This is a genomic window from Streptomyces sp. NPDC058092 (assembly GCF_042884935.1).
In the GTDB taxonomy this organism is placed as follows: Bacteria; Actinomycetota; Actinomycetes; order Streptomycetales; family Streptomycetaceae; genus Streptomyces.
The window spans coordinates 52,331-66,275 of sequence record NZ_JBHVSY010000019.1 but is presented as its reverse complement, the minus strand read 5'-3'; the positions used below and the strand labels follow the sequence as shown (position 1 = coordinate 66,275).

Here is a 13,945-nt window from a genome sequence, read left to right as displayed (position 1 = left end):
GATGTCCTCAGCCTTTGAGACCGCCTGCGAAGCCCTTGATCACATAGCGCTGGAGGAGCACGAACACCACCAGGATCGGCAGCGCCGCCAGCACCAGTCCGGCGAAGACGAGCCCGTAGTCGGAGACGTACTGGCCGACGAAGGCGAACACGCCGACGGGCACGGTCTCCTTGTCGGAGCCGCCCAGGTAGAGCAGTGGCGTGAAGAAGTCGTTCCAGATGAACACGGCGTTCAGGATGATCACGGTGCCGGTGATGGGACGCAGCAGGGGGAAGACGATCCGGGTGAACGCCTGCCGGTGGTTGCAGCCGTCGATGAGCGCGGCCTGCGCGTAGTCCTGCGGCAGGGCCCGGATGAATCCGGTGTAGAGGAAGACGGTGAACGGCAACTGGATCCCCGTGTAGAAGAACACCATGCCCTGGTACGTGCCGAGCCAGCCCAGGTCGTCGACGAGTTTGTACAGCGGAATCATGCCGAGCTGGAACGGCAGCACGATGCCCAGCAGGAACAGGATGTACAGCCCGTAGCCAAGACCGCGGGCGCGGCGCGCGAGGTAGTAGGCCCCCGTGGAACCCAGCACGATGAGGAGCAGCAGACTCGCGACGGTGATGATCGTGCTGTTGAGCAGGGCGGGCCCCAGCGAAGCGGAGGACCAGGCATCGCCGAAATTGGCGAAGGTGGGCGGGGAGGGCGGCGAGAGGGGCGATTCGGAGATCTGCCGGGGGTCCTTCATCGCCAGCGTGACCAGGGCGTACACCGGGAACAGAAACACGACGGCGACCGCGATCATGAGCAGTTCGAGGGCGTACCGCCCGTACCGCGGTCTGCGGCCCGGGCGCACTCCGCGTTCGGGGCTCTGTTTCGCGGGCCCGCGGGTCGTTGCGATGCTCACGCGGTGACCTCCCTCGCGCGCAGATAGCGGAGCTGGACCAGGGAGACCGCGGCGACGAACAGCGCGAGGACGAGGGCGACGGCGGTGCTGTAGCCGAACTTCCCGTAGACGAAAGCCTCCTTGTACAGCACGGTCGACAGCGTCTCGCTGGAGGTGCCGGGGCCGCCGTTGGTGGCGGCGTAGACCTGGTCGAAGAGTTTGAGACCGCCGATGGTCGACAGCATGAGGTTGATCGTCAGGGCCGGGGCCAGCAGCGGCCAGGTGACGTAGCGGAAGCGCTGCCACGAGCCCGCGCCGTCGATCCGCGCGGCCTCGTGGAGTTCGGCGGGTACGCCCTGGAGGCCGGCGAGGAAGACGACCATCGAGTATCCGGCGTACTGCCACACGACCATCGCCGCGACGGACCACAGGGCGAGCGACGGATCGCCGAGCCAGTCCTGACGCAGACCGCCGAGCCCGACCGCGCCGAGGACACCGTTGAGTCCGGCGCCGTTCTCGGGGTTGTAGACGTACTTCCACAGGATCGCGACCATGACCGGGCTGACGACGGCCGGCGCGAAGAAGATCAGCCGCAGCAGCGCACGGGACTTGATGTTGGTGTGGACGCCGAGCGCGAGCAGCAGGCCGACGCCGTTCTGGACGACGACCACGGCGATGGTGAGGAGCAGGGTGTTGCTGACGGACTCCAGGGCCCGGCTGTCGTCGAGCAGCGTGCGGAAGTTGTCGAGGCCGGTGAAGGAGAAGCCGCCGATGCCGGACCAGTCGGTGAAGGCGTACATCACCCCGGCAAGGCTCGGGTACAGGACGACGACGCCGTACACGACGAGCGCCGGGACCACGAAGATCCACGACGGGGTGGTGTGGTCGCGGTGCCGGACCGGGCGGCCGGAGCCGGTCCGCGGTCCGCCTCCGGCCTCGCCGACCGTGCCCGGGTCGGCCTTCTGGGAGGTGCTCGTCACGACTTCTTCCCGTAGGCCTCGTCCATCTGCCCGAGCGCGCCGTCGACGTCCGTCTTGCCTGCGAGGAGGTTCTGTACGGCGGCGAAATGGGCTGGCTGCACTTCGGCGTTGGGCCAGCTCTGGTCCATGAACGGGACGGCCCGGTTGTCGTCGATGATGGGCAGGAAGTCCTTGAGCACGGGGTCGATCCTGGTGGACGCGTCACGCTTGAACGGAATCGCGGCGACGGACTGCGCCCAGCGGTTCACGTTCTCCTGCTTGCCGAGGAATTCGATGAACTGCTTCGCCCCGGCGTCCTTCTTGGACCGTGCGGAGACGCCGAGGCCGACGACGATGCCTGCCGGAATCCACAGATTCGCGGCATCGTCACCGCCGGGGAAGGGGAACATGCCGAGATCGTCCGGTGTCCTCGTGGCCTGACGGAAGTTGGCGAGTACGGCGGAGACCTGGACGGCCATCGCGGCCTTGCCGCTCGCGACCATCGAGGTCTGCTGCTCGTACGTCGTTCCGTTGGGGTTGTCGTTGAAGAAGCCCCGGCGCTGCAACTCCTGGTACTTCCCCATCGCGTCGGCCCAGCCGGAGCCGCGGAAGTGCGCCTTTCCGGCGGCCATCTCGGCGTCGAAGCCGGGGTTCTTCGCGTAGACGGCGTTGGGGACCAGCGCGTACGTGATCAGTTGGGTGACCCAGGGAGTCTGGGCGCCGAGCGCGATCGGAATCACGCCCTTTGCCTTCAACTCGGCGCAGACATGGAGCAGTTCGCTCCACGTCCTGGGCGGCTGGACGCCGGCCTTCGCGAAGGCCTTCTTGTTGTAGATGACGCCGATGGTGCTGCTTCCCGCCGAATACAGATAGGTCTTGCCCTGGTGCCGGTACGCGGGGTGGAAGTTCGCCGGGACCTCCTTCGTCCATGCCTGGTCGCTCAGGTCGGCGAGCAGTCCGGCCTTGGCCAGCTCGACCATGGACATGGCACTGCCGCTGCCGGGATAGAGCACGTGGACATCGGGGGCGTTGCCCCCCGCGAGCTGGGTGCGCACCACTGTCTGCACCTGGTCCGTGGGCGCGAAGGAGGTGGCGAACTCGTCGTCGGGGTGGGACTTGCGATACAGCCCGACCAGCTCCTCGACCGGCTTCTGCTGGTCGGCGACGCCGACGATGCGCAGCTTGCCGGAGCCGCCGCCCGAATCCGAGCAGGCCGTCAGCGCGGGCGGAAGGGCGGCGAGCGCCGCGACCCCGCCGCCGATACGGAGAAACCCCCGGCGGCCGACCGCGCCCCGGTCCGGCCGGCTGTGAGAACCCGTCGTCATGGTGTGCCCTCCTCGTGCGAACGGGCGGGCGAGGGATTCGCCGCCGGTCCTGATGTGCGTCGGCTCGGAGTGAGCGACGGCCGGACCCGGGCCTTCGGAGGCGTCCCGGCGTGGCCGTCTGCCGGTGGACAGGTCGCGGTGAAGCGGTACGCGCCCGAGGACACGCGGTGGAGAACGTGGTCCGAGGCGGTCGCGATCCATGTGATGTGGCGGTCGTCGGCCCTCGGCGGCACACCCGATTCGCGGATCGAGCGCGGGTCCGTGGTGGGCACGTACACATCGGCGGTGGCGCCGGGCGGCACCAGTACGCACAGGGTGAACCGGTCGCCCTGCCGCTCCCAGCTCACCTCGACGGTGCCGCGGACCGATTCGTGGCGGGCACTCGCGCGGTGCAGTGCACCGGGGCGGGGCCGGATCCGCAGCTGCCGGTATCCGGCGGAGTCCGGCGTCTGGTCGAGGCCGGCGACACCGCGGTAGAGCCACTCGCCGATCGACCCGAGCGCGTAGTGGTTGAAGGAGTTCATCGACGGTGCGCGGAACCCTGCCCCGGGGGTCCATCCGTCCCAGCGTTCCCAGATCGTCGTGGCGCCGTGCCGCAGCGGAAACCGCCACGACGGCACTTCGGCACGGTTCAGCAGTGCGTGGGCGAGGTCGGCCCGCCCGTGCGCGTCGAGGACGGGCGCGGCGAGAGCGACCCCGAGGAATCCGGTCAGGAGGGCAGGTCCGGCGGACTCGACGAGTGCGGCGAGACGGTCCGCGGCGGCGTCGACGAGGTCCCCGGACAGCAACTCGAAGGCGAGCGCGAGAAGGTAACCGGTCTGGGTGTCCCCGGCGATCCGCACGGTGGGAGGCCCGGCACCGGCTCGCTCGACGGTGACGAAGTGCTCGGCGAACGTGCTCCGGATGTCGTCGGCCAGGCGGTGGTAGCGGTCCCCGACGTCCTTGTGGCCCAGGGCATCGGCGGCCTTCGCCGTGAGGCGGGTACTGTGCGCGAAACAGGCCGTGGCGACGACGTCGCGCGGAGTGGGGGTGCCGGGGGCGAGCCAGTCCGAGAAGTGCGGACCCACCCGCCTGCGCCAGACCAGATCCGGATTATGACGGTGAATCAGGTCGATCCAGGCGCACATGCCCTCCAGCGCCCGGGCGAGGAACCGCGGATCGTCGTAGCAGCGGTACAGGTGCCACGGGATGATCACCCCCGCGTCGCCCCAGCCCGGTGCGCCCTCGTCGCAGACGCCCACGAGACGCGGGGCGACGTTGGAGAAGCCACCGTCGGGGGTGCGGGCGTCATCGATGTCGCGCAGCCACTTGGTGAAGAACGCGGCGACGTCCGCGTTGAGCGCCGCCGTGGGCAGGAACACCTGCGCGTCGGCCAGCCAGCCGAGCCGCTCGTCGCGCTGCGGACAGTCCGTGGGCACACTGACGAAGTTCGAGCGCTGCCCCCACGCGACACATTCGTGGAGCCGGCGCAGCTCCGCGTCCGAGCAGTCGAACTCCCCGGCCCACGGGGTGTCGCTGTGCAGCGCCACGGCGACGACATCGGACTCGGCCGGCTCCGGAATCCCGCTGATCTCGACGTACCGGAACCCGTGATACGTGAAGCGCGGCTCGAACACGATGTGTGCGCGCCCGTCCCCGATGAGCACATCGGTCGCGGCGGCAGTGCGCAGATTGGCCGTGTACAGCCGGTCCGAGTCGTCCAGCACCTCGGCATGGCGAATCACTACCCGCGCCCCGGCGGCGAGTTCACCGACCCGCAGCCGCACCCGCCCGGCCAGGTTCTGGCCGAAGTCGACGATGTGGGTGTGCGGAGAAATCCGCGTGACCGAGCGCGGGCGCAGCTCGGCCGTCACCCGCACGGGCTCGTCGACGGACGCCACGAGCAGACGGTGATCGGCGTCCGTGACCAGGGCCGGCGACCAGCCGGAGTCGTCGAAGCCGGGCAGGTCCCAGCCATCGGCGGCGTGGCGCAGGTCATGGCACTCGCCCATCAGCAGATCCGCGTGACGGATGACTTCCGTACTGCTGCGCCATGTCCCGTCGGTGACGAGCGCGGTGCTCCGGCCGTCCGGACCGGTGAGGTGAAGTTCGGCCAGGAACTGGGGAAACGTGCCGTAGTGGGCCCCGGACCGGCGCGGTTCGAAGCCGACGAATCCGCTCCACCAGCCGTCGGCGACGGTCGCGGCGAGCACGTTCTCGCCCTCGCGCAGCAACTCGCCCACGTCGTACGTCTGGTACTGGACGCGGTGGTGGTAATCGGTCCAGCCGGGCGCGAGTTCGGCGTCGCCGACCCGTACGCCGTTGAGCCGGACCTCGTACAGGCCGCGCGCGCTGACATGGAGCCGGGCGTGCGCGTCTGCCGAAGCGGTGAAGGCGCGTCGCAGAACGGGGCACGGGGCCAGCCCGTGGTCGTCGAGCGCGAACTCACCCTCGGTGGGCGCGTCCATGACCTCGACCGGCCGCGAATCATGAGTGATCCAGGACGCCCGCCACGCCCGCGCGTCGGTGACGGCCGTCTCGAACCAGGACGTGGCCTCGGCGGGCGCCGCCGATCCGGCCGGCCAGACGGAGACCCGCCAGTGATAGCGCGTACGGCTCCGGAGGGCGGGCCCCGCGTACCCGACACCGGTCGCGCCCGGGTCCGTCACCCGGCCCGTGTCCCACAGGAGTTGACCGCACCCGTCCAGGTCCTCGGGGTGTTCGGCGACCCGGACCCGGTAGGCCACGGGGTCGTCGCCACGACGGTCGGACGCCAGCCGCCAGGAGAGCCGGGGCGCGGGTTCGTCGATCCCCAGCGGGGTGGTGCGGTGCTCGCACCGCAGGCCGTACGGCCGGAGCGTCCGGTCTCCGGGACGGTGCCCGGCCGCTGTTCCTTCGGCGGGGCGGGAGGCGGGCACATCCGCTGCCGAGGAACCGGACACGAGCACGTCCTTCCGTCGCACCGAATTTCCCGATGTGAAATCTAACGTTAATTCTGTGGCGTGGAGACTATGAGTCACCCTGAAGGGTGTCAAGGGTGTCAAGGGTGTCGCCGACGCCACGCCCGGTCGCCTCGGGGGATGGCCGATGTCTCCCCAACTAACCGCTTGTGAACGGCATTGCGGCCACCGGTGCGTGGTCTTGTGGCCTGTGATTCCCCTGTGATATCCAGCATGTGATTACCACATGGGCGGACGTGAAATCACGCGCCGATCCCACTTCGTACCGCACGGGATCCCGCCCGACGAAGGGACGAGTTTCATGCGACTCAACAGTGGGGCAGGCGGCACCGGAGGGTTCGGCAGACGGGTGATGCTCGGCGGGACGGTCGGCATGGCCCTCGCCGCGGCCGGCCTGTCGACGGGCAGCGCCTGGGGTGACACGCCTTTCCACGACGACCCGTTCACCCTGGGAGTCGCCTCCGGCGATCCCTGGCCGGACGGATTCGTTCTGTGGACCCGTCTCGCGCCCCAGCCCCTCGCTCCCGACGGGGCCGGAGGCATGCCGCCGTACGCCGTCGACGTCCAGTGGGAGGTCGCCCGCGACGAACGCTTCCGGTCCGTCGTACGCCGGGGGCGGACCCGGGCGGTGCCCGAACTGGCCCACTCCGTCCACATCGAGGTCTCCGGACTGCAACCGGGCAGGCATTACTACTACCGCTTCCGCGCGGGCGGTGTGCACAGCCCCGTCGGCCGCACCCGCACCGCACCCCCGCCGCACAGCCGCCCCAAGGAACTCGACTTCGCCTTCGTCTCCTGCCAGGCGTGGTTCGAAGGCTTCTACACCGCCTACCGGCACCTCGCCGAGGAGGACGTCGACCTGGTCCTGCACCTCGGCGACTACATCTACGAGAACGCCATCGACGCCATGGGCGGCGTACGCAACGTCCCCGTCGCCGCCGAACTGCGCCCCGAACCGATGGACCTCGTGCAGTACCGCAACCGCCACGCCCTCCACCGCTTCGACCCCGACCTGATCGCCGCCCACCAGGTCCACCCGTTCGCCGTCGTCTGGGACGACCACGAGGTCGAGGACAACTGGGCACGCGACAAGTCCAAGGCCGACAACGAACCCGATCAGGACCCGGCGGTCTTCCGGCAACGCGCGGCGGCGGCCTTCCAGGCGTACTACGAACACCTGCCGCTGCGGCTGCCGAACAAGCCGAACGGCTTCGAGGCCCGGATGTACCGCAGCCTGCGCTACGGCCGGATGGCCACCTTCCACATCCTCGACACCCGGCTCTTCCGCGACGACCAGCCCTGCGGCGACGGCACGAAGAGCGGCTGCGACGAACGGCTCACCCCCGGCCGCACCATCCTCGGCCCGGAACAGGAGCAGTGGCTCCACCGCAGCCTCGGACACTCCGACACGACATGGAACATGATCTCCCAGCAGATCCCCGTGACCCAGGTCGACACCGATCCCGGCCCCGGCCAGTCGTTCGTGATGGACTTCTGGGACGGATATGTGGACGCGCGCCAACGGCTGTTCAAGGAGATCACCGACCGCGGCGTCAGCAACCCCGTCGTCCTCACCGGTGACATGCACCGTCACCTCGCCGCCGATCTCAAGCAGAACTTCGACGACCCGGAATCGCCCACGATCGGCGTCGAGTTCGTCGGTTCGTCCATCTCCACCACGAAGGACGGGATGGACCTGGACCCGTCCGGCGCCCGGCTCCTCGCGGCCAACGATCACATCAAGTTCACCAACTTCCAGCGTGGTTACGTACGTTGCGCACTGACCCGGGAGAGCTGCCGGGCCGACTTCCGGGTCCTCCCGTACGTCACCACCCCCGGCGCCCCCATCTCGACCCGCACCTCGCTCGTGACCGAGGCGGGCCGCCCCGGGATCCAGCCCGCCTGAGAAACACCGGCCGCCCCCTGCCGGGAGAGCGGCAGGGGGCGGCCGGTGCCGGGTGTGTCCCTCGTCCGGCGCCCGGCCCGTCGCCGCCCGCGCGGACTGCGACGGCGAGACCCGGTCAGGGAGCGGTGCCCCAGGAGTGGGTGCCGCCCGCGTAGACGGCGATCTTCGAGGCGTCGGCATAGGCCGTGTTGGTGGCGCGGCTGTAGTCGTCGGTCTCGTCGAAGTTCGACCAGTCGCTCTTGTTCAGCCGCAGCTGGAGCTCCCCGGTGGAGGCTCCCGTGGCCGGAGTGCCGCTGGAGAAGCCGACCTCCAGGCAGTGGCTGGCCCCGGCGGCGGAACCGCCCGACGAGGACACACCGCGGGTCACGTCGGAGCAGCCGATGACCGCGTAGTCGCACGCGGTGTCGAAGGTACTCGCGCCGCTTCCGGAGTGAACCAGTACCGGATCTTCACCGTGGACAGATCCACCGCGGCGGACCCGGTGTTGACCAGTTGCAGACCCATCCGGATCTGGTTGTCGGTGGCCGAGGAATCGGTGTTCTTGTACTGGACCTTGAGCGTCCCGGTCCCGGTGCCGCCGCCCTGGTCGGTCGTGGCCGAGACCCACAACTGCTTTACGGCTTCGTTGACTTGATGCCCCGACGCAGGGCCGGCCCGTGGCGCACAACCGCTGGTGACGGGCGGTGCGCCCAGGCCGGAATCGCGCGTTCCGTCGGCGCGGGATCGCGCGCGTCACCGAACGGTGAGCGAACCCTTCATGTACGGATGAATGGTGCAGATGTACGGGTAGGTGCCGGGCTCGGCCGGGGCGGCGAAAGTGGCCGTCCTGCCCGGCGCGACATCACCGGTGTCGAACGTCTTCCCGGTGGTGGCGCCGGCGGTGGCGGTCACCGTGTGGGCCACGGCGTCCTCGTTGACGACGGTGATCAGGGCGCCCGCGGGGACCGTCAGTCGGGTCGGTGTGAACGCGAAGTTCTTGATCGTGATCCGTACCTTGCCGACCGGGGACGACGAAGGGGACGCGGAGGCCGAGGGGGAGGCGGAGGCGGAGGGCGTGGCGCTGGCGGGCGACGAGCTGCCGCCACCACGGTGCGAACAGCCGACGAGGGCGGTCGCGCAGACGATCGCGGCGGCCGCGGTGACACCTGCCCGACCGTGCAGAAGCGAAGCGATCATGGTGTCAGTGACCGCCGCCGGTCGAGCCCGGTTGCGGCGTGCCGGACTTGGCTCCGCCCATGACCTTGTTGCCGGACGTATCGAGTACGTACCACTTGGCGCCGGAATCGTTCACCCCTTGACCGTTGGTGTCTCCGGCCTTTCTGTCGCCCGCGAAGTAGTACAGCGGGTGCCCGTTGTACGTGACTTCCCTGCTGCCGTCGCCGCGCTTCGTCGTACCCAGCAGACCGGCCTTCACGCCCTTGCCGGCGACCGGCTCACCGCTGACCGTCAGCGGCGGCCACTCCCTGGCGCATTCTCCCGAGCAGTTCGACTTGGACGTGGTGTCGGCGACCCAGAGGTAGAGGGTCCGGCCCGTGCCGTCGACCAGGATGGTCCCGAGCGGGCCGGACGCGGAGGCCACGGTTGCCCTGGCAGAGGCCGTTTCCGACGGGGAGGCCGGGGCTGCGGGGGAAGAGCTTCCCGATGCCGCCGGGGTGCTCACCGCTGCGGATTTCGACGCCGTCGACTTCGTACCGCCGCTGTTCGAACAGCCGCCGACAGCGGCGGCGAACAGACCCACCGCGATCACGGCGGCGGCTGTCCTCGCATGGTTCCCCATCACAAGAGCTCCTCGGATCGGGCCGCCGCTCCGGCGGCACTCTGACCCGAACGTTAGGTGCCGTTCGACCAGGGGGAGGGCAGGCGCTCGGGATGATCCGCCGGTCGAATCCATCCGGGTGCGGGCCTTCCGCCCGCCGGTACTCCAGCCGGGCCCGCCGACGGCCCCGGAGGGTGGGGCCTGCGGCGCGGCGCCTTGCCCGGTACCGAATTCCCATATCGTCTTACGGGGTTCCCGAACTCGGGGCATCCAGGGCGGGCGGGACGTTCAGGACATGCGGGAGCCCCGGTCCGTTGCCGGGACGTCCCCGGTCCGTCGCCGGACGCCCCGCATGCCCGAGCCCCAGGAGTTCTCCGATGCGCCTGAGCGCCGCCTTCGCCGCCACTGCCCTGCTCACCCTCACCGCCGCGGTGCCCGCCGCCGCCCGGTCCGGAGACCCGGTGCCGGACCGCGGGCTCGTCCTCACCGTCTCCGGGAGCGAGCACACCTGGATCCGTGGCATCGCACTTTTCTGCCCGCCCGCTCCGGACGCCCACCACCGCGAGGCGGCCGCCGCCTGTGCGGCGATCGACGAGGCGGCAGGCGCTCTGGACAACCTGTCCGGCGACCCGCACCTGTGCAGCCAGGAGGACGACCCGGTGACGGCCACCGCCACCGGCGAGTGGGACGGGCGCGCCGTCTCCTGGCAGAAGACATTCCCCAACGCCTGCGTGATGGACGCGGCCACCGGACCGGTCTTCCGTTTCTGAGTCCGGCCGTCCTGAGCCGGGCGACCCGCCCGGCTCAGGATTCGCGCGTCGCGGCCATCCCCGCGGTGATCAGTCCGAGCACCACCCACCCGAACCAGAGCCAGCCACTGCTCCCCAGCGCCACCGTGTAGGCGGTGACCGCCACCAGGGCCGCCACGGTGATCACACCCATGGTCTTCGTGGATCCGGACATGCCCGTACCCTCCTCATCGGCCGGGTGGCCGTGGATGCCATCGTCACCCCGGAGGCATGCCCACCGCTACTGCCCGCGCGCCTGCAACGAGGCGAGATAGGCGTTGTACGCCTGCAGCTCCTTGTCCCCGTCCCGGTCCGCCGCACGGTCCGAGCGCTTCGCCGTCCGCTGCTCGGAGCGGTACCACTGGAAGACCAGCGCGATCAGCACCAGAACCGACGGGATCTCGCTGAAGGCCCAGGCGATACCGCCCGCCCAGTTCTGATCGCTCAGCGCGTCGACGCCGAGCGAGGCCGGCGGATTCTTGTACGTCTCCACCATCGGCGTCGTCGCCATCATCAGCGCGATGCCGAAGAACGCGTGGAACGGCATCCCCGCGAACAGCTCCAGCATCCGCATCACATAGCCGGGCCGGTGCGGCCCCGGGTCGACGCCCATGATCGGCCAGAAGAACACCAGACCCACCGCGAGGAAGTGCACCATCATCGCGATGTGCCCGGTCTTCGAACCCATCAGGAAGTCGAAAAGCGGGGTGAAGTACAGCGCGTACAGGCTGGCGATGAAGAGCGGAATCGTGAAGACCGGATGCGTGATGATCTTCATGTAGCGGCTGTGCAGCAGCATCAGGAGCAGCTCGCGCGGGCCGGTGCGGCCACGTCCCGCGACCGGGAGCGCACGCAGCGCCAGGGTCACCGGAGCGCCCAGCAGCAGCAGGATCGGCGACAGCATGCTGATCACCATGTGCTGCACCATGTGCACGCTGAACATGACCATGCCGTAGTCGTTCAGCTTCGTGCACATCACCAGGGCGATGGACAGCACGCCGACGACGAAGAAGACGATGCGGCCGGCCGGCCAGCCGTCCCCGCGCCTGCGCAGCCGCAGCACGGCGTACCCGTACAGGCCGATGGCGAGAACACAGCCGATGAGGAAGAACGGGTCCGCGGAGAATTGGAGCCCACGTCCCAGCGTGAACGGCGGCAGATCCATGTTCATGCCGTGCCCGCTGTGATCCATCTGTTCACTCCCGCTGGGGACGTCCCCGATTCGTGCTGGTTGTCCCGACCAGAGTAGAACTGCCCCCGGCCGCAGCTGCGGCCGGGGGCAGTTCTACTGAGGGGATGTCGCTCAGAGCACGCACTCCGCCTCGGCGTACCGCTCGACCGGGACCGTCTTCAGGGTCTGCACGGCGTCGCCCAGCGGCACCATCACGATGTCCGTGCCGCGCAGCGCCGTCATCATGCCGAACTCGCCGCGGTGCGCGGCCTCCACCGCGTGCCAGCCGAAACGGGTGGCGAGCACCCGGTCGTACGCGGTCGGGGTTCCGCCGCGCTGCACGTGGCCGAGGATCACCGGGCGGGCCTCCTTGCCGAGGCGCTGCTCCAGCTCGATGGAGAGCTGCGTCGCCACGCCGGCGAACCGCTCGTGCCCGTAGATGTCCTTGGTGCCCTGCTCGATCTCCATGGAGGAGCCCTGGCGGGGCTTGGCGCCCTCGGCGACCACGACGATCGCGAACTTCTTGCCGGCCGAGAAGCGCTCGCCGACCAGCTCGGTCAGCTCGTCGATGTCGAAGGGGCGCTCCGGCACGACAATGGCGTGCGCACCGGCCGCCATGCCCGAGTGCAGGGCGATCCAGCCGGTGTGGCGGCCCATGACCTCGACGATCAGCACCCGCTGGTGCGATTCGGCGGTGGTCTTCAGCCGGTCCAGTGCCTCCGTCGCGACACCGACGGCGGTGTCGAAGCCGAAGGTCACATCGGTGGAGGCGATGTCGTTGTCGATCGTCTTCGGTACGCCGACGATCGGCAGACCCGCCTCGGAGAGCAGATGGGCCGCCTTCAGTGTGCCCTCGCCGCCGATCGGGATGATCACGTCGAGACCGAGGTCGGCGACATGGCCCCTGGCCTGCTCGACGCCGCCCCGCAGATGGGCGGGCTGGACCCGGGAGGAGCCGAGGATCGTACCGCCGCGGGCGAGAATGCCGCCGACCGCGTCGAGGTCGAGCTTGCGGTAGTCGCCCTCGAGGAGGCCCTTCCACCCGTCGTGGAAGCCGATGACCTCGTCGCCGTGGTCGACCACCGCGCGGTGAACGACGGAACGGATGACGGCGTTCAGGCCGGGGCAGTCGCCGCCGGAGGTGAGCACACCAATTCGCATTGCCCGGGGAACCTTTGCAACGTGGGCCGACGACCGGACCACGTCGTCCGGTTGGATCCCCGCCACCCTACCGGCGCAGGGTGGCGGGACCGAACCGGGCGTCCGCCTGCTGGACGCCGCTCAGCTGAGCGAAAGCAAGAGCGTCCGGCAATCGGGGGGCGGCGTCGCGGGGCTGGGCACGCACTCCCCCAAGGCCTTGAGGGCCAGGGGGGACCCCCTCCGGCGTTGTCGTCGGTCACCAACGCTCCGCGTCGACTCCCTCCTCCGCCTTGCAGCTGCACGCACCCGGCCCCGCTCCTTCTTCCACCCTCCGATTGCCGGACGCTCAGTGCCTCATCAGGCGGGCTGGGTCGCCGAGGCGATGCGCTCGGCGCGCAGTGCCTCGTACCACCGGTCGTCCGTCGGCGGCAGGGCGTTGACATCGAGGGCCAGCTTCAGCAGCAGATCCGCGATCAGCGGGTTGCGCGCCATGACGGGGCCGTGCATGTACGTACCGAAGACGGTGTCGTTGTACGCGCCCTCCGTGCCGTCGCCGGTGCCGTTGCCCCGGCCGAACTGCACCCGGGCGAACGGCCGTGCCGTCGGGCCGAGATGGGTGATGCCCTGGTGGTTCTCGAAACCGGTCAGCGGCGGCAGGCCGAGGCGCGGGTCGATGTCGCCCAGTACGTCTCCGACGCACCGGGCCCCCTCGCCGCGGGTGGAGACCACGTCGAGCAGCCCGAGACCGGCCTCGCGCTCACCGAGGTCGTTGATGAACTCATGACCGAGGATCTGGTACCCGGCGCAGACCGAGAAGATGATCGCGCCGTTGGACGCGGCCCGGCTGAGCCCGCCGTCGCGGCGCAGCCGCTCCGCGGCGAGCCGCTGCGGCCTGTCCTCACCGCCGCCGATCAGATAGATGTCGCCGGACGTGGGGACCGGCTGGTCGCTGCGGACATCGACGCGCTGCACCTCGAGACCGCGCTGCCGGGCCCGGCGCTCCACCACGAGCGCGTTGCCCTGGTCGCCGTAGGTGCTGAGGAGGTCGGGGTAGACCCAGACCAGACGCAGACCGTTGTTGCTCATGCTT

Annotated in this window: 12 protein-coding genes and 1 pseudogene; 2 read left to right on the top strand and 11 right to left on the bottom strand. The window is 69.7% G+C overall.

What is annotated here, in order from left to right; translation table 11 throughout:
- Window positions 1-7 precede the first annotated feature (7 nt).
- The 4 genes from ACFVV1_RS27685 to ACFVV1_RS27670 are packed head-to-tail and all read right to left on the bottom strand — an operon-like array spanning window position 8 to window position 6,076.
- Window positions 8-892, bottom strand: a complete 885-nt coding sequence (locus ACFVV1_RS27685; protein WP_389994370.1) for a carbohydrate ABC transporter permease — start codon at window positions 890-892, stop codon at window positions 8-10.
- Window positions 889-1,851: a carbohydrate ABC transporter permease gene (locus ACFVV1_RS27680; RefSeq protein ID WP_389994367.1), complete on the bottom strand. Its 963-nt coding sequence runs from the start codon at window positions 1,849-1,851 to the stop codon at window positions 889-891. Before ACFVV1_RS27680 ends, ACFVV1_RS27685 begins: the two co-directional genes overlap by 4 nt.
- A complete protein-coding gene (locus tag ACFVV1_RS27675) occupies window positions 1,848-3,155 on the bottom strand; it encodes an extracellular solute-binding protein (protein ID WP_389994364.1) in 1,308 nt (435 codons plus the stop codon). Before ACFVV1_RS27675 ends, ACFVV1_RS27680 begins: the two co-directional genes overlap by 4 nt.
- Window positions 3,152-6,076, bottom strand: a complete 2,925-nt coding sequence (locus ACFVV1_RS27670) for a family 78 glycoside hydrolase catalytic domain (protein ID WP_389994361.1) — start codon at window positions 6,074-6,076, stop codon at window positions 3,152-3,154. The genes ACFVV1_RS27675 and ACFVV1_RS27670 overlap by 4 nt, the downstream gene beginning before the upstream one ends.
- 319 nt (window positions 6,077-6,395) lie before the next feature.
- Here ACFVV1_RS27670 and ACFVV1_RS27665 point away from each other — a divergent pair, with 319 nt between their 5' ends.
- A complete protein-coding gene (locus ACFVV1_RS27665; protein WP_389994358.1) occupies window positions 6,396-8,000 on the top strand; it encodes an alkaline phosphatase D family protein in 1,605 nt (534 codons plus the stop codon).
- Window positions 8,001-8,115: 115 nt separating this feature from the next.
- Here ACFVV1_RS27665 and ACFVV1_RS27660 read toward each other — a convergent pair.
- The 3 genes and pseudogenes from ACFVV1_RS27660 to ACFVV1_RS27650 all read right to left on the bottom strand — a co-directional run.
- Window positions 8,116-8,702, bottom strand: a pseudogene (locus tag ACFVV1_RS27660) (cellulose binding domain-containing protein); the annotation flags it as partial.
- A gap of 30 nt (window positions 8,703-8,732) precedes the next feature.
- Window positions 8,733-9,176 carry a cupredoxin domain-containing protein gene (locus ACFVV1_RS27655; RefSeq protein ID WP_389994356.1) on the bottom strand — a complete coding sequence of 148 codons (444 nt, stop codon included), beginning with the start codon at window positions 9,174-9,176 and terminating at the stop codon, window positions 8,733-8,735.
- Between the two features lie 4 nt (window positions 9,177-9,180).
- Window positions 9,181-9,777 carry a hypothetical protein gene (locus ACFVV1_RS27650; RefSeq protein WP_389994353.1) on the bottom strand — a complete coding sequence of 199 codons (597 nt, stop codon included), beginning with the start codon at window positions 9,775-9,777 and terminating at the stop codon, window positions 9,181-9,183.
- Between the two features lie 356 nt (window positions 9,778-10,133).
- On the opposite strand from ACFVV1_RS27650, the gene ACFVV1_RS27645 reads away from it, so the two are divergent.
- Window positions 10,134-10,526 (top strand): SSI family serine proteinase inhibitor, encoded by a 393-nt coding sequence (locus tag ACFVV1_RS27645; protein WP_389994350.1) that lies wholly within the window; start codon window positions 10,134-10,136, stop codon window positions 10,524-10,526.
- Window positions 10,527-10,560: 34 nt separating this feature from the next.
- Here ACFVV1_RS27645 and ACFVV1_RS27640 read toward each other — a convergent pair whose 3' ends face one another.
- The 4 genes from ACFVV1_RS27640 to ACFVV1_RS27625 all read right to left on the bottom strand — a co-directional run bounded on the left by ACFVV1_RS27640 (window position 10,561) and on the right by ACFVV1_RS27625 (window position 13,941).
- Window positions 10,561-10,719, bottom strand: a complete 159-nt coding sequence (locus tag ACFVV1_RS27640; protein ID WP_389994347.1) for a hypothetical protein — start codon at window positions 10,717-10,719, stop codon at window positions 10,561-10,563.
- A gap of 66 nt (window positions 10,720-10,785) precedes the next feature.
- Entirely contained in the window at window positions 10,786-11,736 is a 951-nt protein-coding gene (locus ACFVV1_RS27635) for a cytochrome c oxidase assembly protein (RefSeq protein ID WP_389994344.1), read from the bottom strand.
- 111 nt (window positions 11,737-11,847) lie between these two features.
- Window positions 11,848-12,876, bottom strand: coding sequence for a 6-phosphofructokinase (locus tag ACFVV1_RS27630; RefSeq protein WP_389994342.1), 1,029 nt, complete (start codon window positions 12,874-12,876; stop codon window positions 11,848-11,850).
- A gap of 336 nt (window positions 12,877-13,212) precedes the next feature.
- Window positions 13,213-13,941, bottom strand: a complete 729-nt coding sequence (locus ACFVV1_RS27625; protein ID WP_389994341.1) for a type 1 glutamine amidotransferase — start codon at window positions 13,939-13,941, stop codon at window positions 13,213-13,215.
- Window positions 13,942-13,945: the final 4 nt, after the last annotated feature.

What these genes read in the sequence shown, in the direction of transcription:
- ACFVV1_RS27630 (WP_389994342.1), bottom strand. Translation starts at nt 12,876, where the DNA reads ATGCGAATTGGTGTGCTCACCTCCGGCGGCGACTGCCCCGGCCTGAAC.
- ACFVV1_RS27650 (WP_389994353.1), bottom strand. Translation starts at nt 9,777, where the DNA reads ATGGGGAACCATGCGAGGACAGCCGCCGCCGTGATCGCGGTGGGTCTG.
- ACFVV1_RS27655 (WP_389994356.1), bottom strand. Translation starts at nt 9,176, where the DNA reads ATGATCGCTTCGCTTCTGCACGGTCGGGCAGGTGTCACCGCGGCCGCC.
- ACFVV1_RS27635 (WP_389994344.1), bottom strand. Translation starts at nt 11,736, where the DNA reads ATGGATCACAGCGGGCACGGCATGAACATGGATCTGCCGCCGTTCACG.
- ACFVV1_RS27640 (WP_389994347.1), bottom strand. Translation starts at nt 10,719, where the DNA reads ATGTCCGGATCCACGAAGACCATGGGTGTGATCACCGTGGCGGCCCTG.
- ACFVV1_RS27625 (WP_389994341.1), bottom strand. Translation starts at nt 13,941, where the DNA reads ATGAGCAACAACGGTCTGCGTCTGGTCTGGGTCTACCCCGACCTCCTC.
- ACFVV1_RS27665 (WP_389994358.1), top strand. Translation starts at nt 6,396, where the DNA reads ATGCGACTCAACAGTGGGGCAGGCGGCACCGGAGGGTTCGGCAGACGG.
- ACFVV1_RS27645 (WP_389994350.1), top strand. Translation starts at nt 10,134, where the DNA reads ATGCGCCTGAGCGCCGCCTTCGCCGCCACTGCCCTGCTCACCCTCACC.
- ACFVV1_RS27675 (WP_389994364.1), bottom strand. Translation starts at nt 3,155, where the DNA reads ATGACGACGGGTTCTCACAGCCGGCCGGACCGGGGCGCGGTCGGCCGC.